Genomic DNA, 21,098 nt, shown 5'->3' on the forward strand with positions numbered 1-21,098 from the left:
AACCAGGTTTAGATCAAGAGGTGAAAAACGTCCATGGAAAAGAACAGAATACAGCCAATAAAATCAGGTACAGGGATGCGAATCAGCTATGCCAGACAGGATGACGTCCTTGAAGTACCAAATCTGATCGAAATTCAAAAGGATTCCTATGATTGGTTTTTAAGAGAAGGATTAGCAGAGGTATTTGAAGATATCTCCCCAATCGAAGATTACAGCGATCAGTTAAGCTTGGAATTTGTTGACTATCAATTATGTAAAGATGACGTCAAATATTCAATTGAAGAATGTAAAGAAAGAGATGCAACATACGCTGCACCTTTAAAAGTGAAAGTAAGACTTCATAATAAAGAGACTGATGAAATCAAGCAGCATGAGATTTTTATGGGCGATCTTCCTTTAATGACAGCAACAGGAACATTTATCATCAACGGAGCTGAACGTGTTATCGTCAGTCAGTTAGTGCGTTCCCCTGGAATTTATTATGGAATTGCTCATGACAAGATTGGTAAAGAGTTATACTCTTCCACAGTTATTCCAAACCGTGGTGCTTGGCTTGAATATGAAACAGATTCCAATGATGTATTCAATGTACGTGTAGACCGTACAAGAAAAGTGCCTATCACAGTTTTGATCCGTGCATTAGGTATCGGAACAAACGCAGAGATCAAAGAATTATTTGGTGAAGAACCAAAGATCCTTGCAAGTATTGAAAAAGACCCATCTGATAACTATGAAGATGGTCTGTTAGAATTATATAAGAAGATCCGTCCGGGAGAACCATTATCTGTAGATAGTGCGGAAAGCTTGATCAACAGCATGTTCTTCGATCCAAGAAGATATGATCTTGCGAAAGTTGGACGTTACAAATTCAATAAAAAATTAGCATTAAGAAATCGTATCAGTGGATTTATCTTAGCAGAAGATGTTTTAGATCCAACAACTGGAGAAGTATTAGCAGAAGCTGGAACGAATGTGGACATGGAACTTGCAGATAAGATTCAGAACGCAGCCGTAGCAAGTATTATGATCCAGACAGAAGAAGGTGCTACAAAAGTACTTTCCAACATGGAAGTAAATCTTGCTGAATATGTAGATTTCAATCCAGAAGAGATCGGTGTTCATGAAGATGTTTTCTATCCTGTATTAGAGAAGATCTTAGAAGAAGGATATGAAGGAGAAGAATTAAAAGAAGCTCTGAAGAAGAATATTCATGAATTGATTCCAAAACATATTACAAAAGAAGATATCTTAGCATCCATCAACTACAATATCCATTTAGAGTATGGAATTGGACATGATGATGATATTGACCACTTAGGAAACCGTCGTATCCGTGCTGTAGGTGAACTGCTTCAGAACCAGTATCGTATCGGTCTTTCAAGATTGGAAAGAGTTGTTCGTGAAAGAATGACAACTCAGGATATTGAATCTATCTCACCACAGTCATTGATCAATATCAAACCAGTAACAGCAGCAGTGAAAGAGTTCTTTGGAAGTTCTCAGTTATCTCAGTTCATGGACCACAACAACCCACTGTCTGAGTTAACACATAAGAGACGTTTATCTGCATTAGGACCAGGTGGTCTGTCTCGTGATCGTGCCGGATTCGAAGTCCGTGACGTACATTACACACATTACGGAAGAATGTGTCCAATCGAGACACCTGAAGGACCTAACATCGGTCTGATCAACTCTCTTGCTACTTATGCGAGAATTAACGAGTATGGATTTATCGAAGCTCCATATCGTGTACTGGATAAATCAGATCCTGAGAATCCAGTTGTTACAGACAAAGTTGTTTATTTAACAGCTGATGAAGAAGATAATTATGTAGTAGCACAGGCGAACGAACCTGTTGATGAAGATGGACATTTCGTAAATACTCATGTATCCGGACGTTTCCGCGAGGATACATCAGAATTTGATAAAGTGAACCTTGACTTAATGGACGTATCTCCAAAGATGGTATTCTCAGTGGCTACATCCATGATTCCTTTCCTGGAGAACGATGATGCCAACCGTGCGCTGATGGGATCCAACATGCAGCGTCAGGCAGTACCACTTCTTTCTACAGAAGCTCCTGTTGTTGGAACAGGTATGGAATCCAAGGCTGCATATGACTCTGGAGTCTGCATCACAGCAAGAAATGGCGGAGTCGTAGAAAGATCTACAAGTACAAAGATCGTAGTTCGTAATGATGACGGTCAGAGAGATGAATATAATGTTATCAAGTTTGCACGAAGCAACCAGGGTAACTGTATGAATCAGCGTCCGATCGTATTTGTAGGAGACAGAGTAGAAAAGGGAGACATCTTAGCAGACGGTGCTTCAACAAGCAATGGAGAGATGGCTCTTGGTAAGAACCCATTGATCGGTTTCATGACATGGGAAGGATATAACTACGAGGATGCGGTACTGTTAAGTGAGCGTCTGGTACAGGATGACGTTTACACATCTGTTCATATCGAAGAATATGAAGCAGAAGCCAGAGATACTAAGCTTGGTCAGGAAGAGATCACAAGAGATCTTGCAGGATTAAGTGAAGATGTCTTAAAAGACTTAGATGATAACGGTATCATCCGTATTGGTGCAGAAGTACGTGCCGGTGACATCCTGGTAGGAAAAGTTACTCCTAAGGGAGAAACAGAATTAACAGCTGAAGAGAGATTGTTACGTGCGATCTTCGGTGAGAAAGCAAGAGAAGTCCGTGATACATCTTTAAGAGTGCCACATGGTGCTTACGGAGTTGTTATGGATACGAAGATCTTCACAAGAGAGAATGGAGACGAACTTCCTCCTGGAGTAAACAAGAGCGTTCGTGTATACATTGCTCAGAAGAGAAAGATTTCTGTAGGAGATAAGATGGCTGGTCGACATGGTAACAAGGGTGTAATTTCCCGTATTTTGCCAGTAGAAGATATGCCATACTTACCAAACGGACGTCCATTAGATATCGTACTGAACCCATTAGGTGTGCCTTCACGTATGAATATCGGACAGGTGTTAGAGATCCATCTGTCCTTAGCAGCAAAAGTTCTTGGGTTTAATGTTGCTACACCAGTATTCAATGGTGCAGACGAGAACGATATCGCAGATACATTAAGAATGGCAAATGACTATGCCAATACATCATGGGAAGAATTTGACGCGAAATGGCGTGATAAAGTTAATGATGATGTAATGGATTATTTATATGAAAACAGAGACCATAGAAAAGAATGGCAGGGTGTACCAATTGATACAACTGGTAAAGTAAGATTAAGAGACGGTCGTACAGGAGAAGAATTTGACAGCCCTGTAACAATCGGATTCATGCATTACCTGAAACTGCATCATCTGGTAGATGACAAGATCCATGCACGTTCTACTGGTCCTTACTCATTAGTAACTCAGCAGCCACTGGGTGGTAAAGCTCAGTTCGGTGGACAGCGTTTTGGAGAGATGGAGGTATGGGCACTGGAAGCTTATGGTGCAGCATACACACTTCAGGAGATCCTGACATTCAAGTCCGATGATGTTGTAGGTCGTGTGAAAGCATACGAAGCGATCATCAAAGGTGATAACATCCCTGAACCAGGTGTTCCAGAATCTTTCAAAGTATTATTAAAAGAATTCCAGTCACTGGCATTAGATGTTAAAATTCTTGACGAGAACGCTGAAGAAGTTGAATTAAGAGAAGATGTTGATGGTGGAGATGCAAATCAGGATCTTGCACCAATGATCGAAGGAGACGGTGTCTTCAACAATTATGAAGAAAGCGAATCTGAACTCGGTGCTTTAGGATATAAACACGGAGACTTATCAGAAGGTGAAGATAACACAATCATGTAGATTGGCGAGCAATTTAGGAAGGAGCAGCCTTAAATGATGGAATCAAGCAATGAATATCAAAGCAATAAAATTTCATTTGATGCAATTAAGATCGGGTTGGCTTCCCCAGAAAAGATCCGTGAGTGGTCTAGAGGAGAAGTAAAGAAACCTGAGACGATCAACTATCGAACATTAAAACCTGAAAAAGACGGGCTTTTCTGTGAGAAGATCTTCGGGCCTACAAAGGACTGGGAGTGTCACTGCGGAAAGTACAAAAAAGTTCGCTATAAAGGTGTTGTCTGCGACCGATGCGGTGTTGAAGTGACAAAAGCAAGTGTCCGTCGTGAAAGAATGGGACATATCGAATTAGCAGCTCCAGTATCTCATATCTGGTATTTTAAAGGAATTCCTAGCCGTATGGGTCTGATTCTTGATATTTCACCAAGAACACTGGAAAAGGTTTTATATTTCGCATGCTATATCGTTTTAGATGCTGGAGATACAGATCTTGCATATAAACAGGTATTAACTGAAAAAGAATATAGAGAAGCGTATGAAAAATACGGAGATACATTCCGCGTAGGAATGGGTGCTGAAGCAGTGAAAGAACTGCTTCAGGCCATTGATCTGGAAGCAGAAGCAAAATCCTTACAGGATGAGTTCAAAACTGCTACAGGTCAGAAGAGAGCCAGAATCGTTAAGAGACTGGAAGTTGTAGAAGCATTCTGCAACTCAGAGAATAAACCAGAATGGATGATCTTGGATGCAGTTCCAGTCATCCCTCCAGATATCCGTCCAATGGTTCAGTTAGATGGTGGACGTTTTGCTACATCTGACTTAAATGACCTTTACAGACGTATCATCAACAGAAATAACCGTCTGAAGAGATTATTAGAACTTGGAGCGCCAGATATCATCGTAAGAAACGAAAAGAGAATGTTACAGGAAGCAGTTGATGCCCTGATCGATAATGGTAGACGTGGACGTCCAGTTACAGGACCAGGAAACCGTGCATTAAAATCATTATCAGATATGTTAAAAGGTAAACAGGGACGTTTCCGTCAGAACCTGTTAGGAAAACGTGTAGACTATTCTGGACGTTCCGTTATCGTAGTAGGACCAGACTTAAAGATCTTCCAGTGTGGTCTTCCAAAAGAAATGGCGATCGAATTATTCAAGCCATTCGTTATGAAAGAATTAGTAGAGCGCAAATTAGCTCACAACATTAAATCAGCAAAGAAAATGGTTGAAAAACTTCAGCCAGAAGTATGGGATGTCTTAGAAGACGTCATTAAAGAACATCCGGTTATGTTAAACCGTGCACCGACACTGCATAGACTGGGAATTCAGGCATTTGAGCCTATCCTGGTAGAAGGTAAAGCAATCCGTCTGCATCCACTGGTATGTACAGCATACAATGCCGATTTCGATGGTGACCAGATGGCTGTCCATCTTCCATTATCTGTGGAAGCACAGGCAGAGTGTAGATTCCTTCTGTTATCACCAAACAACCTGTTAAAACCATCTGATGGTGGTCCAGTAGCTGTTCCTTCTCAGGATATGGTACTTGGTATCTACTATCTGACATTAGAGAAAGATGGAGACAAAGGTGAAGGTAAATACTTCAAATCTGAGAACGAAGCATACTTAGCTTATGAAAATAAGGTGATCACACTTCATTCTAAGATCAAAGTAAGACGTACAGGTGTAGACAAAGACGGAAATCCTATTTCTCAGATTGTAGATTGTACACTTGGACGTATCCTGTTTAATGAGATCATCTTACAGGATTTAGGATTTGTAGACAGAAGCAAACCAGAGAATGCTTTAGCATATGAGATTGATTTCCACGTAGGAAAGAAACAGTTAAAACAGATCCTTGATAAATGTATCAACATTCATGGAGCAACAAAGACTGCAGAAGTCTTAGATGATATCAAAGCGATCGGATACAAATTCTCTACAAGAGGAGCCTTAACAGTATCCATTTCCGATATGACAGTGCCACCTGAGAAACCTCAGATCTTAGGAGATGCACAGAAACAGGTAGAATTCATTACAGAACAGTATAAACGTGGTCTGATGACAGAAGAAGAACGTTATAAAGCGGTTGTTAAGACATGGTTCGACGCCGATGACGTTTTAACAGATAAACTGATCACAGGATTAGACCGATTAAATAACATCTTCATGATGGCCGATTCCGGAGCCCGTGGTTCTAACCAGCAGATCAAACAGTTAGCAGGTATGCGTGGACTGATGGCCGATACATCAGGACGTACGATCGAATTACCAATCAAGTCTAACTTCCGTGAAGGTCTTGACGTACTGGAATACTTCATTTCAGCGCATGGAGCTCGTAAAGGTCTGTCCGATACAGCCCTTCGTACAGCCGATTCAGGATACTTAACACGTCGTCTGGTAGACGTATCACAGGATCTGATCATTCGTGAACAGGATTGCTGTGAAGGTACTGGAGAGGAAATTCCAGGAATGTATGTAGAAGCATTCATGGATGGACAGGAAGTTATCGAAAGCTTAGAAGAACGTATCACAGGAAGATACGCAGCAGAAGAGCTTGTGAATAAAGAAACTGGTGAAGTCATTGTAAAAGCAAACCACATGATCACACCAAAACGTGCGAAAGCCGTTTGTGATGCAGGATATACATCTGTTAAGATCCGTACGATGTTAACATGTAAATCCGGAGTTGGAGCTTGTGCGAAGTGTTATGGATCCAACATGGCAACAGGTCAGGCCGTACAGGTTGGAGAAGCTGTCGGAATCATCGCAGCACAGTCAATCGGTGAGCCAGGTACACAGCTTACAATGAGAACATTCCATGCCGGTGGAGTAGCCGGTGATGATATCACACAGGGTCTTCCTCGTGTCGAAGAGTTATTTGAAGCACGTAAACCAAAAGGACTTGCGATCATCGCAGAATTTGGTGGAGAAGTGCAGTTAAAAGATACAAAGAAGAAACGTGAAGTCATCATCACAAACAGAGAAACTGGCGATGTGAAGACATATCTGATCCCTTACGGATCTCGTCTGAAAGTACAGGAAGGACAGATCCTTGAAGCCGGAGATGAACTTACAGAAGGTTCTATCAACCCTCACGATTTATTAAGAATCAAGGGAATCCGTGCAGTACAGGATTACATGATCCGCGAAGTACAGAGAGTATACCGTTTACAGGGTGTAGATATCAACGACAAGCACGTTGAGGTTATCGTACGTCAGATGCTTAAGAAAGTACGTATCGAAGACGGTGGAGACACAGGATACTTACCAGGAGCAATGGTTGATGTATTAGAACTTGAGAAGAGAAACAAAGAGATGGAAGAACAGGGTCTTCAGACTGCAATAGCAGACCAGATCATGCTTGGTATCACAAAAGCATCTTTGGCAACAGATTCCTTCTTATCAGCAGCTTCTTTCCAGGAGACAACAAAAGTTCTTACAGATGCAGCGATCAAAGGAAAAGTCGATCCATTAGTAGGATTAAAAGAAAACGTAATCCTTGGTAAATTGATTCCAGCCGGAACAGGTATGAGACGTTACAGAGATGTCAAGATCAGCACAGACGAAAATGATTTCACGATCGGAGATGAAATCGATTTCGATGATGAAGAATTTGATATTGAAGAATAATTTGAATTTGTAGTTGGCCAACTGTAGGCTTTGAGTATATGATAAAAAATAAATAAAAAACCACAAACGCAGCGGTGGAATTTTTGCTCATATTTTGAACAAATCGCTTATCCGCCCAATTTCCTACGATAACTCGCTCTGAAGTTTATCTAAGACAAGAGTCTCTGAAGCTCAGACAATCGTCCAATTGGGCTGCGAATTTATTCAAAATATGGCAAAATTCCAATGCTGCGTTTGTGGTTTTTTATTTATTTTTTATCATATACCAGAAGACTATAGTGTGGACAATTACAGTATTTGGTGCATACGTAAAATATTTTATCTTCATTTATCGATACCCAGAGCGCAAGCCAATACCGTTCAACATACATATCTCATAGTGGTTTCGATAACTGAAATTATTGAATATTATAAAAATGGTTATCTGTTGGCGACCGTAGGAACACGTCTGCACTTAGCGAGTGGATGGTCGGATGACCATTCAGGAGCTTAGTACAGTTACGTGTGAGTCGAGCGAAAGCGCGTCGCAGACAGATAACCATTTTTATAATATTCCACCAACTTCAGTCTATCAAACTATAATCTGTTTATTGTATGTAAAATCCTTAAGAAATCTGAAAAAACTATTTAATTGACAAAGTAAACAGATATTGATATAATAAAATCAACAAATGAAAGATAAGTTTTAAAAGAAAGGAGAATCGCCCAAGTTGCTCCATAAGGCTAACGGAAAGGCTTTTAAAACCGGCAGCTGATGGATCAGAAGTATTAAGATGATTGGGAATCATGAGACTGACTCAACAGGATATTATGATCTCGGGAGAGAACATAAGAGTCCTAGAAGCGGATAGAACGGTAAAGGAGTCAACCTCATAAAGATAATACGAAGAATAGAGAGAATGAACAAGATCTTAAGATAAGATCAGAAGATGATCAAAGAAAAAGAATCCAAACAAGAAAGATTCCAAGAGACGAGGAATCAAAACAAGAAAGATTCAGATAAGAGATCAACAAACATTCGATCAGCTGACCGGTGGAGCATTTAAAAAATTTGTAACTAGTAACTAAAGCAAAGTGTAACCCGTTAACAAAATAATTTGGAACTTATTAACTAAATATTTTCTCAAGAATAAGAGATTGATTTTTATATATTAAGAAAATGGCGTAAAGAAGCCATATAACAAAGAAATCGAAACATTGAGATCAAGAAAAGAGATCAGAATAGAAGCTGTCAGGGTTGATATCAGAGATGTGACGAGAAAGCATTTCTGAAGGCAGTAGGATAAGAAAAGATTTCGAATAAGATCCATAGAATGAGATTTCCAAAAAGATAAAAATATATAGAAATTAATAAAAATCTTGGGAAAAGGTCTTGACAAAGGCATGCAGGCATTTTATAATAGCCTAGCATGCCTTTTTGGGGAGCAAAACCAAGAAGTGCATGTATAGTCACAAGGTGAATTTAAGTAACCACAGTAGAAAACATGTATGGAGGTGAAATCAATGCCAACTTTTAACCAATTAGTTAGAAAAGGGAGAAAAACATCTGTAAAGAAATCTACAGCACCAGCACTTCAGAAAGGATTTAACTCTTTAAAGAAGAAAGCTACAGACACAAGCTCACCACAGAAGAGAGGTGTATGTACAGCTGTTAAAACTGCAACTCCTAAAAAGCCTAACTCTGCTTTACGTAAGATCGCCAGAGTTCGTCTTTCTAACGGAATCGAAGTAACAAGTTATATCCCAGGTGAAGGACATAACTTACAGGAACATAGTGTTGTTCTGATTCGTGGTGGTCGTGTTAAGGACTTACCAGGTACTCGTTACCATATCGTTAGAGGTACACTTGATACAGCAGGTGTAGCTAACAGAATGCAGGCTCGTTCCAAATATGGAGCTAAAAGACCTAAGAAAAAATAAAACAAAACTAAATTGGTACAAAGCAGCGTAATTAAACGCTACCTTGTATAGTTGTGCCGGAACTTTATTGTTTCCTACAAAGGTTACAGGAGATATAAAAGTCCTGCACGAACATGCAATAACTAAGTATGAGTACCGATGAATTAATGATTATTAAGGAGGGAAGAACCGTGCCACGTAAAGGACATATTGCGAAAAGAGACGTATTAGCAGATCCTATTTACAACAATAAGGTTGTGACAAAATTAATCAACAACATTATGTTAGATGGTAAAAAAGGAGTTGCTCAGAAAATCGTATACGGAGCATTTGCCCGTATCGAAGAAGAAGCTGGAAAACCAGCTTTAGAAGTATTCGAAGAAGCTATGAACAACATCATGCCAGTTCTTGAAGTAAAAGCTAGACGTATCGGTGGAGCAACATATCAGGTGCCTATCGACGTTAGACCAGACAGAAGACAGGCATTAGCGCTTCGTTGGATCACAACTTTCTCACGTAAAAGAGGAGAAAGAACAATGGAAGAACGTCTTGCAAAAGAACTTCTTGACGCTTCCAACAATACAGGAGCATCTGTAAAGAAAAAAGAAGATATGCACAAGATGGCAGAAGCAAACAAAGCATTCGCACATTACAGATTCTAATTTCAAGAATCTGTTCTGGCGTCTTGCCAGATATGCTTCTATGTTAAAACTTATAGGAGGAAAAAATCTTGGCTGGAAGAGAATATCCATTAGAGAGAACCAGAAATATCGGAATCATGGCTCATATTGATGCTGGTAAAACAACAACAACAGAGCGTATCCTTTATTACACTGGTGTAAACTATAAAATCGGTGATACTCATGATGGTACTGCTACTATGGACTGGATGGAGCAGGAACAGGAAAGAGGTATCACAATCACTTCTGCAGCTACAACATGTCATTGGACACTGCAGGATCATTGCAAGCCTAAAAAAGGTGCTTTAGAGCATCGTATCAATATCATTGATACTCCAGGGCACGTTGACTTCACAGTTGAAGTAGAACGTTCTCTGCGTGTACTTGATGGTGCAGTAGCAGTCTTCTGTGCAAAAGGTGGAGTAGAGCCTCAGTCTGAAAACGTATGGAGACAGGCTGATACTTATAACGTACCTAGAATGGCATTCATCAATAAGATGGATATCTTAGGTGCTAACTTCTACGGAGCAGTTGATCAGATGAAAGATCGTCTGGGAGCTAACGTAGCAGTACTTCAGTTACCTATCGGTAAAGAAGACGACTTCAAAGGAATCATCGACTTATTCGAGATGGAAGCCTACATCTACAATGATGAAAAAGGTGAAGACATCTCTATCGTTGAAATCCCAGAAGATATGAAAGAAGAAGCAGAACTTTATCACACAGAATTAATCGAAAAGATCTGTGAATTAGACGACGATCTGATGATGCAGTACCTTGAAGGTGAAGAACCAAGTGTTGATGATTTAAAAGCTGCATTAAGAAAAGGAACATGCGAATGTAAAGCAGTTCCAGTATGCTGTGGTACAGCATATAGAAATAAAGGTGTTCAGAAATTACTGGATGCTATTATCGAATTTATGCCAGCTCCAACAGACATCCCAGCTATCAAAGGTGTCGATGAAGATGGTAACGAAGTTGAAAGACATTCATCTGATGATGAACCATTCTCAGCTTTAGCATTTAAGATTATGACAGACCCATTCGTAGGTAAACTTGCATTCTTCCGTGTTTACTCTGGAACATGCAAATCAGGATCTTACGTATTAAATGCAACAAAGAACAAAAAAGAGCGTGTTGGACGTATCTTACAGATGCATGCTAACAAGCGTGAAGAATTAGATATCGTATATTCAGGAGATATCGCAGCTGCAGTAGGTTTCAAATCTACAACAACTGGTGATACAATCTGTGATGAACAGCATCCTGTAATTCTGGAATCCATGGAATTCCCAGAACCAGTTATCGACGTAGCGATCGAACCTAAAACTAAAGGTGATCAGGGTAAAATGGCTGAAGCACTTGCTAAGCTTGCTGAAGAAGATCCTACATTCAGAGCTCATACAGATCATGAAACAGGACAGACAATCATTTCCGGAATGGGTGAACTTCATCTGGAAATCATCGTTGACCGTCTGCTTCGTGAATTCAAAGTAGAAGCTAACGTTGGTGCTCCTCAGGTAGCATACAAAGAAACATTTACAAAAGCAGTTGACGTTGACAGCAAATATGCTAAACAGTCTGGTGGTCGTGGTCAGTATGGTCACTGTAAAGTTCACTTTGAGCCAATGGATGCCAATGGAGAAGAACTGTTCAAATTCGAATCTACAGTTGTTGGTGGATCTATTCCTAAAGAATATATCCCAGCAGTTGGAGAAGGTATCGAAGAAGCAGCTCAGTCTGGTATCTTAGGAGGATTCCCAGTACTTGGTGTTAAAGCTACAGTATATGATGGATCTTACCATGATGTCGATTCTAGTGAAATGGCCTTCCACATTGCCGGATCTATGGCATTTAAAGAGGCTATGCAGAAAGCTGGAGCTATCTTGCTTGAGCCAATCATGAGAGTCGAAGTTACAATGCCTGAAGAATACATGGGAGACGTTATCGGAGATATCAACTCTCGTCGTGGACGTATCGAAGGTATGGATGATATCGCGAGCGGTAAGATGGTTCGTGCATTCGTTCCATTATCTGAAATGTTCGGATATTCTACAGACTTACGTTCTAGAACTCAGGGACGTGGTAACTACTCTATGTTCTTTGAAAAATACGAACCAGTACCAAAGAACGTACAGGAAAAAGTACTTGCTGACAAGTAAGAAAATTAATATATAAATATTTCGAGGCTATTTTGTCAAAATAGTCTTGAAATATTTGTTTAAATGAAATATAATCAAATTTAGGACGGCCCTTTGCTGGGCAACTATATTGAAGTTTGAAACATTATTGTAATTGCCCATAGGGCGAATAAGGAGGACAATTAAAATGGCAAAAGAAAAGTTTGAGAGAACTAAACCTCATTGCAACATTGGTACTATTGGACACGTTGACCATGGTAAAACAACTTTAACAGCAGCAATCACTAAAGTTTTAGCTGAAAGAGTAGAAGGAAACACAGCTGAGAACTTTGAAGATATCGATAAAGCTCCAGAAGAAAGAGAACGTGGTATCACAATCTCTACAGCTCATGTTGAGTATGAAACAGAAAAACGTCACTACGCTCACGTTGACTGCCCAGGCCATGCCGATTATGTAAAGAACATGATCACTGGTGCAGCTCAGATGGACGGAGCTATCTTAGTAGTAGCTGCTACTGATGGTGTAATGGCTCAGACAAAAGAACATATCCTGTTATCTCGTCAGGTAGGTGTTCCTTACATCGTAGTATTCATGAACAAATGTGATATGGTAGACGATGAAGAATTATTAGAATTAGTAGAAATGGAAATTCGTGAATTATTAAATGAATACGAATTCCCAGGAGACGATATTCCTATCATCCAGGGATCTGCTTTAAAAGCTATCGAAGATCCAGCTGGACCATGGGGAGATAAGATCATGGAATTAATGGATGCTGTTGACAGCTACATTCCAGATCCACAGCGTGATACAGACAAACCTTTCTTAATGCCAGTCGAAGACGTATTCTCTATCACAGGACGTGGTACAGTAGCAACTGGTAGAGTAGAAAGTGGTGTTCTTCACGTATCTGACGAAGTTGAAATCGTTGGTATCAAAGAAGAAACAAGAAAAGTTGTTGTAACTGGTGTAGAAATGTTCCGTAAACTGTTAGACGAAGCTCAGGCTGGAGATAACATTGGTGCATTATTACGTGGTGTTCAGAGAGACGAAATCGAAAGAGGACAGGTTCTTTGCCAGCCAGGTTCAATCACATGCCATACAAAATTCACAGCTCAGGTATACGTTTTAACAAAAGATGAAGGTGGACGTCATACTCCATTCTTCAACAACTATCGTCCACAGTTCTACTTCAGAACAACAGACGTTACAGGTGTTATCGAATTACCAGAAGGAACAGAAATGTGCATGCCTGGTGACAACGTAGAAATGACTATCGAATTAATTCACCCAATCGCTATGGCTCAGGGATTATCTTTCGCTATCCGTGAAGGTGGACGTACAGTAGGATCAGGAAGAGTTGCTACAATCATCGAGTAATTCTTACTTCTACGATTGAATTTAGGATAATATTTATGAGACTCAGAAAGTTTAGGCTTTCTGGGTCTTTTTTAGATAAATGCATATACTTTTAAAATGATTATAATATAATTAATATTACAACAATAACATGATCGAAATATTGAAGTTCAAAGAGCCGATGTGGGAGCAGATGCTCATAGAGCAAGATTTCATAGTAGCATGTTAGATACAAAGATGTTAAAAGCAAAACAGAAGTTTAAGGAACTTCATGATTCATATGTAATTTTCATTACATAGAATGATTATATGGACAAAGGTTTGCCATTATATCATGTAGAACGAATTATACAAGAAACGAAGGAAAGATTTGAAGATGGCTCACATATAATTTATGTGAATGGAAGTTATAAGAATGATGATGATCCTGTTGGAAAATTGATGCATGATTTTCGATGTACAAGTTCTATAGATATGTTTTATGATGAATTGAAAAATACAGTGAAGTATTTTAAGGAAACGGAAGGAGAGAGAAGGCTTAGACCTTTTGTATTCCTTTTTTTGATAAGAAAATGGAATTTTACAAAGCTTCAGCATCTGTACTAAGATAATTAATAATGGTTTCTGTAATGATCAATAGAGGAAGATGAGAATACACAGTAAGACCCTTTTCTTCCATGATAACATTGGAATGTCCAATTAAAACAACATCTGCATATTTTTCTAATTCAGTCATAGACTTGCAGCAACATACAACAGTTCTTGCACCAATGTGACGAGCGACACGGAGAGATTGAGCAAGTTCTGGAGTCGTATTTCTCACAGATAAGACAAACACAGTGTCTGCAGAAGTAACTAAATTTTTTGTTTGTTCCATCCATTTTACGTCTTTGACAACGACAGCATTATATCCCATTAATTGGAGATACATCTGAAAATGTTCTGCAAACATCGCTGTAAAACCTCGGGCATAGATGAAAATTTTTTCAGCATTATTAATATGATCTATGGCTTTTAAAATTGCAGGGATTGGAATATTTTCAATTGTTTGTGTAGATTCCTGATAGACCTTATCTAATAACTTATTGATGGCATAAGGAGATACATTTTTACTTTTATCCTTATCCTCTTTTGAAATTAGATAACGCAATTCTGCGATTCCCTTAAAACCACATTTTTGAATTGTTCTAGATACTGTGGCTGGGGATGAAAATGTTTTATCGGCAATATTTGTAATGGACAGATAAGAAATTTTGTCTTCATTTTGGCTAATAAAATCAACAATATATCGTTCGGTTTCTGATAACTGTTCATATATAGTTTTATCAATTTGAAAAATCATGATAGGACCTCCATAAATAGTGAGTTTAAATATTTATAATAATTGTACCATGTACACGAAAATAATTTCAATTTATGGATGAAAATCGTTTCATAATTAATTTCATGAAGGCTTAAGGATGAAAGTATTTTCGGTCAAAATCTATTTATTTCTTTTTCAAAATTGATTAAAATAACTACATCAGGTAAAACAAATGAGAAATTCAATGGCCATGAATAACTTGATGTGACAACGTGATAAGAAAAGTCAATGAAAAAGAATAAGGAGGAAATATGTATACAACATTAAAGGAAGTACTCAAGGAAGCAGAAGATCTTAATATGGCTATTGGAGCATTTAATACACATAATTTAGAAATGTTACCATCAATTATTAAGGCAGCAGTTAATCAGAGAACACCCGTGATCATTCAGACAAGTTGCGGAACAGCAAATTATATTGGACATAAAAATTTGGTCAGTGTCTGCAAATCTATGGCAGAACAATATGGAATTGATGTAGTTCTTCATCTAGATCATGCAAAAGACTATGATGAGATTAGAAAAGCAATTGATGCCGGATATAGTTCTGTTATGTTTGATGGATCATCCTTGCCACTAAAAGATAACATTCTTGGAACAAAAAGAGTGGTTGAGTATGCAAAGAAAAATGGTGTTAGTGTAGAAGCTGAATTAGGAACTGTTGGTGGAACAGAAGATGGAGTTGTTGTTGATCAAAAAGATGTTTGTTATACAGATCCACAAGATGCTGTAGAATTTGTGAAACAGACAGGAATAGATGCATTAGCAGTAGCAATTGGTACAAATCATGGACAATATAAATCAAAAACAAATATTAATTTTGAAAGACTGAAAGAAATTAAAGAAGTTATTGATATTCCACTTGTCATTCATGGGGGGACTGGAGTCAAAGAAGAAGACGTTAAGAAAGTCATTAATTTAGGAATTCGTAAATTTAATGTAGGAACAGAACTTCTTGTTGGATGGAACAAAAAAGCAAAGGAATGTTATGATAAAAATAAAGAAAATATTTCAAACAGAGAAAATGTTGTTCCATGTTTAAATACGATAGATGAAATTGTTGAACGAAAGATTAACTTATTTAAAAATATAAAATAATAAGGAGGGCAACAATGAAAGCTGGATTTTATCTAGGAAATCATACTTATGAAGTGAAAGAAATAAAAGACCGCAAGCCAGTAGATCATGAAGTAAAGATTGAAGTTGCGTGGTGTGGACTTTGTGGAACAGATATTCATAAGTTTGAAGGAAAAAATGGAGCGAGTGTTGTCGTACCTCCAATTATTTTAGGACATGAATGTTCAGGAATTGTCACAGAAGTCGGAGAAAATTGTGAAAATTTTAAACCTGGAGACAGGGTAGCTTGTGATCCAAGCTGGGGCTGTGGAAGGTGCGAGTGGTGTAAAAAAGGATATCAAAATTTCTGTATTCATAGACATGGTGTAGCAAAAGGTTTTGCAGAATATGTTTATCCGCCAGAAGAAAATGTATATAAAATTGATCATTCTCTGGATTTAGAAGATGCAGCATTTACAGAACCTTTATCATGTGTATTACATGGGATGGATCTTCTGAATATAGAAAGTGGTTCTAACATTGTTATGTATGGTATGGGATCTATTGGAAGTTTAATGTTACAACTGCTAAAATTAACAGCTCCAAAAAATCTGATCGTTGTTGAACGAGAAGAGAATAAACAAGAGTTAGCAATAGAATTGGGTGCAACGAAGGCATGTACAGATCAAGAGATAGAAGAAATTGCTGACAAATTAAATGTCGATTATGTGATAGAGTGTATAGGCTTAAAAAATACAATGGAACAGGCGATTCATATTGCGGGAAAACGAGCAAAGGTGTTGTTATTTGGATTAGGTGATCCAGAAGAAAATGTATCATTTAATCAATTTGAAGCATATACAAAAGAATTGAGCATTTATACATCTTATTTAAATCCACATACGAGCAGAAAAGCAATTTCATTGCTTGAAAGTGGAGTAATCGATACAAAGAAAATCATTAGTGCAAGATTATCATTAGAGGAGATGGGGGAAGAACTCAAAACAAAGAAGTACTCAAGGAAAGGAAAAGTAATGGTTTCTCTTAGTGGGAAACATTAAGGAGGATAATATATGGTTATATCTGCAATTTTAGTAGGTTTATTAGCAACATGTGGACAATGGTGGTTCTTTGGGCCAATCACAAAATGTTTAGTTTATCCATTAACAACTGGTACATTGGTTGGTGTATTTATGGGAGAACCTATGACTGGTATGATCGCAGGAGCGACCATTCAGTTAATATATCTTGGATGGATCTCAGCAGGAGGTACCATGCCAAGTAATACGATCGTAGCTGGAATTTTTGGTACAGCACTTACGATCATGTCTGGAGCAGACCCTAAAATGGCTGTAACATTTGCTATCCCATTTAGTATGCTTGGATTATTATTAAATCAGGTATATATGACAGTAAATGCAGCATGGATTCATCAAGCAGACAAGTTATTGGAAAAAGGAAACATTAAAGGTGTAAGGATCATGAACTACCTGCCATCATTTTGTATGGCATTACTCTTATATGGAGTACCAGTTTTTGCAATGATCATGTTTGGAAGTGATTGGTCACAGTCTATGTTAAATGCGATTCCAGGAAGCATCATCAATGCATTAGAGGTTGTTGGAGGAATCATGCCTGCCTTAGGTATTGCAATGTTATTAAATTATCTTGGTAAAAAAACATTAATGCCATGGTTTTTCGCAGGATTTTTCTTGACAGAATATAGCAAACTTGATTTGACAGCAGTTTCAATCTTTGCAGCGGTCATAGCGATCATTTTATATTTTAATGATAAGAAAACTACAACAGCGCAGCAGGGAGAAAAGAAGAAAGTTAGACGTTTGTCTGTAAATAAGAAAGTAGAAGTAAAAGAGGTAGGTCAGAGTACAGAAGTAGCTGAGGAAATTACAAAAACAATTGATGGACCGAAAAAGAAATTATCAAAGAAAACATTGATCAAGACTTGGCTTTTAACTACAAGTACAGAAGCATGTTACAATTATGAAAGATTACAGGCACTAGGAATTGCGAACTTAATGATCACACCGATCAGAGCATTATATGACAAAGTAGAAGATCAGGTAGCAGAATTAAAGAAATACCTTGTATTTTATAATTCAGAAGTATTTACAATTGGACCGATCATTAATGGTATTACATGTTCAATGGAAGAGGCAAGAGCGAACGGAGAAAATGTTACAGCAAAAGATATCAACTCAGTAAGAACAGGATTGATGGGACCAGTAGCAGGTATTGGAGATACAGTAATGCAGGGAATCCTTTTCCCAATCTTATTTGGAATTGGATGCTCAATGGCATTAGATGGAAGTTATCTTGGACCAATTTTCGCGACAGTTGTATTTGAAGTATTGATTTTTGCATGTGGATATTTTATGTTTATGACAGGATATAAACAAGGAAAAACTTCACTGTTAAAGATTTTAAAAGATGGAACAGTAGATAAAATTATTAATTCTTTCAGTATTGTTGGATTAATGGTAGTAGGTTCTATGGCAGCAACTCGTGTAGCAGTAGATACACCATTAGCAATTAAAGTTGGTGAGGGAGTTACAAAAATCCAGACAGTTTTAAATTCATTAGCACCGGGATTAATCCCACTTGGAATTACAATGCTTGTATGGTGGATGCTTCGAAAGAAAGTAAATACATTATGGATCATCGTAGCGATCTTTGTTGTTGGTATCATTGGATACTATACAGGAATTTTAGGATATGTAGGATAATAAAAAGGAGATAAAGCAAAAATAGGAGGCAAGAAATATGGTAAACATAATTTTGATCAGTCATGGAGAGTTTTGTGAGGGACTATTAAAATCACTGATCATGGTAACAGGAGACGATTATGGAATCAAAACATTAGCGTTGTATCCTGGAATGACGGCAGATACATATAGGGAAAAACTAGATCAGATAATTTTAGAAAATGAGAATTCAGAAGGAACACTGATCTTAGCAGATATTGTTTTTGGAACACCATTTCAGAGTGCAGCATATATGTCAAAAACACATAAGATCGGTCTGGTATCAGGAATGAATATGCCAATGCTGGTTGCAGTTGCCTCCGAAAGAACTGAAAGCAGTACACTAAAAGACTTAATTGAGATTGCAACAAATCCGGATTATCATGGAATTCAAGGAACTTTATTTGAGAAAGGAGAAACAAAGCGTCGTGGAAAACTTAGTATTAACAAGGATTGATGATCGTTTGATTCATGGACAGGTAATGACAGCATGGATCAAAAATAAAAAAGCAACACAGGTGGTGATCGTAGATGATCTTGTAGCAGAAGATGATTACATGATCGAAGTTTTAGAGATGGCAATTCCAGAAGAAATTGCCATCGGAATCTTCAACAAAGAAGATGGTGTTACATTCTTTTCACAAGGATTAGATGAACCAACGATACTTCTTGTGAAAGGACCGGAAGTATTAAATTATCTGGTAGACCATGGAATCAACATTGAAGAAGTTGATGTTGGAGGAATGGGAGCTGGAAATGATAGAAGTGTATTATACAAAAATATCTCTACTAGTTCAGAAGAAAATGATCAGTTCAGAGCATTATTAGGTAAAAATGTCAATGTTTTTATTCAGGTAATGCCAAACAACAAACCAGTAGATATCAGTAGCTATTTAAAATAAGGAGTGATCATATGAATACAGAAAAATTAACAGGAAAGGTTATTGTCATTACAGGAGCAGCAAGTGGAATGGGAGCAGCAATGGCAAAAGACTTTTCAGCAAGAGAAGCCAAAGTAGCGATTCTTGATATGAATGAAGAAAAAGCGCAGGAAGTTATAAAAGAAATTGAGGCAGCAGGTGGTGTTGCAACATTTTATAAGACAGATATCACAAACAAAACACAGATTGAGACGGCAGCTTCAGATGTAGAAGAAAAATTTGGACCAATCACATCTTGGGTAAATTCTGCAGGAGTTTCAAAGATGTTACCATTTCTTGATTGTGATGAAGAACTTTGGGATCTTACGATGAATGTTAATTTAAAAGGAACATTTTTATGTTGTCAGGTAGCAATTGATAAAATGTTAAAAAATGGTGGAGGAACAATCCTTAATATGTCTTCTCTGTCAGGGAAAAAAGCGAGCTCATGGCAGACAATCTATTGTGCAAGTAAATTTGGAGTACAGGGATTAACACAGTCTATCGCAAAAGAATTTGCGGACAAGAATATTCGTGTAAATTCTATTTGTCCAGGAATTGTACATACGGAAATGTGGGATCGATTGAAATATGAATATGCGAAAAAACGTGATTTAGATCCAGAGGAAGTACTACCTTATTTTAAGAAAAACATTCCAATGCATAAATTGGTAGATCTTCAAGATGTGATTCAGGCAGCCATCTTTTTACTGACAGATTGTTCTTCTTATTTAACAGGTCAATCTATTAATTTAGTTGGTGGAGAGTGGATGGATTAATGAAAAAGACATTGATTCTTTTAGCTGGATATCCAGGAACTGGAAAAAGTTATATGGCAAATATCATTATTAAAAACTTTCCAGAATTAAGATTATTGTCACCAGATGATATAAAAGAAAAATTTTGGGATAAATATGGGTTTGATACTTTAGAACAAAAAGAAGAATTAATTGTGAGAGCATGGAACACATACTATGATGAAATGGAACAAGATTTTTTACATGGGAAAAGTTTGATTTCTGATTATCCTTTTAGCTTAAAACAAAAACCAACATTGGAAAAGTTGACAAAACAATATGGATATCAGGTATGTACGATTCGTCTTATTGGACAGATTGAAGTTTTATTTGAAAGACAAAAACAAAGAGATTTGGATGATTCCAGACATTTAGGGCATATTTTAACAAGTTACCATAGATCAGATAGTAAAATAGAACGTAAAAATGCGGACAACCTTTTAGATTATACAGAATTTTATAAAAGATGTACGCAAAGAGGTTATGGCGAATTTGATTTGGGAGATACGATAGAAGTAGATGTCAGTGATTATGAGAAAATTGAATATCCAAAGATACTACAGTGGTTAGAAGACAGAGTGTGAAAAAACAGGGGAATTTTAATTCTCCTGTTTTTTGCTTCATTTAATCTCTCTATAATGGATTCTTTGTTGTGAG

14 protein-coding genes are annotated in these 21,098 nt (G+C 37.7%); 13 read left to right on the forward strand and 1 reads right to left on the reverse strand.

From position 1 onward, the window contains the following. The first annotated feature begins 33 nt into the window (after positions 1-33). From rpoB to tuf, 6 genes are all read left to right on the forward strand, one after another. Positions 34-3,831 (forward strand): DNA-directed RNA polymerase subunit beta, encoded by a 3,798-nt coding sequence (gene rpoB, locus QUE18_RS01640; RefSeq protein ID WP_009204248.1) that lies wholly within the window; start codon positions 34-36, stop codon positions 3,829-3,831. A gap of 33 nt (positions 3,832-3,864) precedes the next feature. Next, entirely contained in the window at positions 3,865-7,464 is a 3,600-nt protein-coding gene (gene rpoC / locus QUE18_RS01645) for a DNA-directed RNA polymerase subunit beta' (protein ID WP_009204249.1), read from the forward strand. A gap of 1,503 nt (positions 7,465-8,967) precedes the next feature. After that, the gene (rpsL, locus tag QUE18_RS01650; RefSeq protein WP_015530650.1) at positions 8,968-9,384 is read left to right on the forward strand and encodes a 30S ribosomal protein S12; all 417 of its coding nucleotides are present in this window, start codon (positions 8,968-8,970) and stop codon (positions 9,382-9,384) included. Between the two features lie 170 nt (positions 9,385-9,554). Then, complete coding sequence (gene rpsG, locus QUE18_RS01655; protein ID WP_022092081.1) at positions 9,555-10,025, forward strand: 30S ribosomal protein S7; 471 nt, start codon at positions 9,555-9,557, stop codon at positions 10,023-10,025. A gap of 68 nt (positions 10,026-10,093) precedes the next feature. After that, positions 10,094-12,205 carry an elongation factor G gene (fusA, locus tag QUE18_RS01660; protein ID WP_080786952.1) on the forward strand — a complete coding sequence of 704 codons (2,112 nt, stop codon included), beginning with the start codon at positions 10,094-10,096 and terminating at the stop codon, positions 12,203-12,205. Positions 12,206-12,371: 166 nt separating this feature from the next. Further along, positions 12,372-13,565, forward strand: a complete 1,194-nt coding sequence (tuf, locus tag QUE18_RS01665) for an elongation factor Tu (protein ID WP_008393909.1) — start codon at positions 12,372-12,374, stop codon at positions 13,563-13,565. Positions 13,566-14,124: 559 nt separating this feature from the next. Here the strand turns inward: tuf and QUE18_RS01670 are convergent. Then, positions 14,125-14,886 (reverse strand): MurR/RpiR family transcriptional regulator, encoded by a 762-nt coding sequence (locus QUE18_RS01670; RefSeq protein ID WP_009204252.1) that lies wholly within the window; start codon positions 14,884-14,886, stop codon positions 14,125-14,127. 272 nt (positions 14,887-15,158) lie between these two features. Between QUE18_RS01670 and QUE18_RS01675 the strand changes: the two genes are divergently transcribed. From QUE18_RS01675 to QUE18_RS01705, 7 genes are read left to right on the forward strand one after another with little or no spacing between them, the layout of a single operon-like run. After that, entirely contained in the window at positions 15,159-16,004 is an 846-nt protein-coding gene (locus tag QUE18_RS01675) for a class II fructose-bisphosphate aldolase (RefSeq protein ID WP_009204253.1), read from the forward strand. A gap of 14 nt (positions 16,005-16,018) precedes the next feature. Further along, positions 16,019-17,023, forward strand: a complete 1,005-nt coding sequence (locus tag QUE18_RS01680) for a zinc-dependent alcohol dehydrogenase family protein (RefSeq protein ID WP_009204254.1) — start codon at positions 16,019-16,021, stop codon at positions 17,021-17,023. A 12-nt stretch (positions 17,024-17,035) separates the two neighbouring features. Beyond that, entirely contained in the window at positions 17,036-18,706 is a 1,671-nt protein-coding gene (locus QUE18_RS01685; RefSeq protein WP_009204255.1) for a PTS system mannose/fructose/sorbose family transporter subunit IID, read from the forward strand. Between the two features lie 37 nt (positions 18,707-18,743). Beyond that, positions 18,744-19,181: a PTS sugar transporter subunit IIA gene (locus tag QUE18_RS01690; RefSeq protein WP_009204256.1), complete on the forward strand. Its 438-nt coding sequence runs from the start codon at positions 18,744-18,746 to the stop codon at positions 19,179-19,181. Next, positions 19,153-19,626 (forward strand): PTS sugar transporter subunit IIB, encoded by a 474-nt coding sequence (locus tag QUE18_RS01695; RefSeq protein ID WP_009204257.1) that lies wholly within the window; start codon positions 19,153-19,155, stop codon positions 19,624-19,626. Before QUE18_RS01690 ends, QUE18_RS01695 begins: the two co-directional genes overlap by 29 nt. A gap of 11 nt (positions 19,627-19,637) precedes the next feature. Continuing rightward, positions 19,638-20,423 carry an SDR family NAD(P)-dependent oxidoreductase gene (locus QUE18_RS01700; RefSeq protein WP_009204258.1) on the forward strand — a complete coding sequence of 262 codons (786 nt, stop codon included), beginning with the start codon at positions 19,638-19,640 and terminating at the stop codon, positions 20,421-20,423. After that, a complete protein-coding gene (locus QUE18_RS01705) occupies positions 20,423-21,025 on the forward strand; it encodes a P-loop nucleotide/nucleoside kinase family protein (RefSeq protein WP_009204259.1) in 603 nt (200 codons plus the stop codon). Before QUE18_RS01700 ends, QUE18_RS01705 begins: the two co-directional genes overlap by 1 nt. Positions 21,026-21,098 lie beyond the last annotated feature (73 nt).

Source organism: Anaerostipes hadrus ATCC 29173 = JCM 17467, from assembly GCF_030296915.1.
GTDB lineage: Bacteria > Bacillota > Clostridia > Lachnospirales > Lachnospiraceae > Anaerostipes > Anaerostipes hadrus.

Excerpts from the sequence above, each read along its gene's own strand:
- QUE18_RS01685 (WP_009204255.1), top strand. The coding sequence starts at position 17,036 with ATGGTTATATCTGCAATTTTAGTAGGTTTATTAGCAACATGTGGACAA.
- QUE18_RS01670 (WP_009204252.1), bottom strand. The coding sequence starts at position 14,886 with ATGATTTTTCAAATTGATAAAACTATATATGAACAGTTATCAGAAACC.
- rpoB (WP_009204248.1), top strand. The coding sequence starts at position 34 with ATGGAAAAGAACAGAATACAGCCAATAAAATCAGGTACAGGGATGCGA.
- QUE18_RS01690 (WP_009204256.1), top strand. The coding sequence starts at position 18,744 with ATGGTAAACATAATTTTGATCAGTCATGGAGAGTTTTGTGAGGGACTA.
- rpoC (WP_009204249.1), top strand. The coding sequence starts at position 3,865 with ATGATGGAATCAAGCAATGAATATCAAAGCAATAAAATTTCATTTGAT.
- QUE18_RS01680 (WP_009204254.1), top strand. The coding sequence starts at position 16,019 with ATGAAAGCTGGATTTTATCTAGGAAATCATACTTATGAAGTGAAAGAA.
- tuf (WP_008393909.1), top strand. The coding sequence starts at position 12,372 with ATGGCAAAAGAAAAGTTTGAGAGAACTAAACCTCATTGCAACATTGGT.
- rpsL (WP_015530650.1), top strand. The coding sequence starts at position 8,968 with ATGCCAACTTTTAACCAATTAGTTAGAAAAGGGAGAAAAACATCTGTA.
- QUE18_RS01700 (WP_009204258.1), top strand. The coding sequence starts at position 19,638 with ATGAATACAGAAAAATTAACAGGAAAGGTTATTGTCATTACAGGAGCA.
- QUE18_RS01675 (WP_009204253.1), top strand. The coding sequence starts at position 15,159 with ATGTATACAACATTAAAGGAAGTACTCAAGGAAGCAGAAGATCTTAAT.
- QUE18_RS01705 (WP_009204259.1), top strand. The coding sequence starts at position 20,423 with ATGAAAAAGACATTGATTCTTTTAGCTGGATATCCAGGAACTGGAAAA.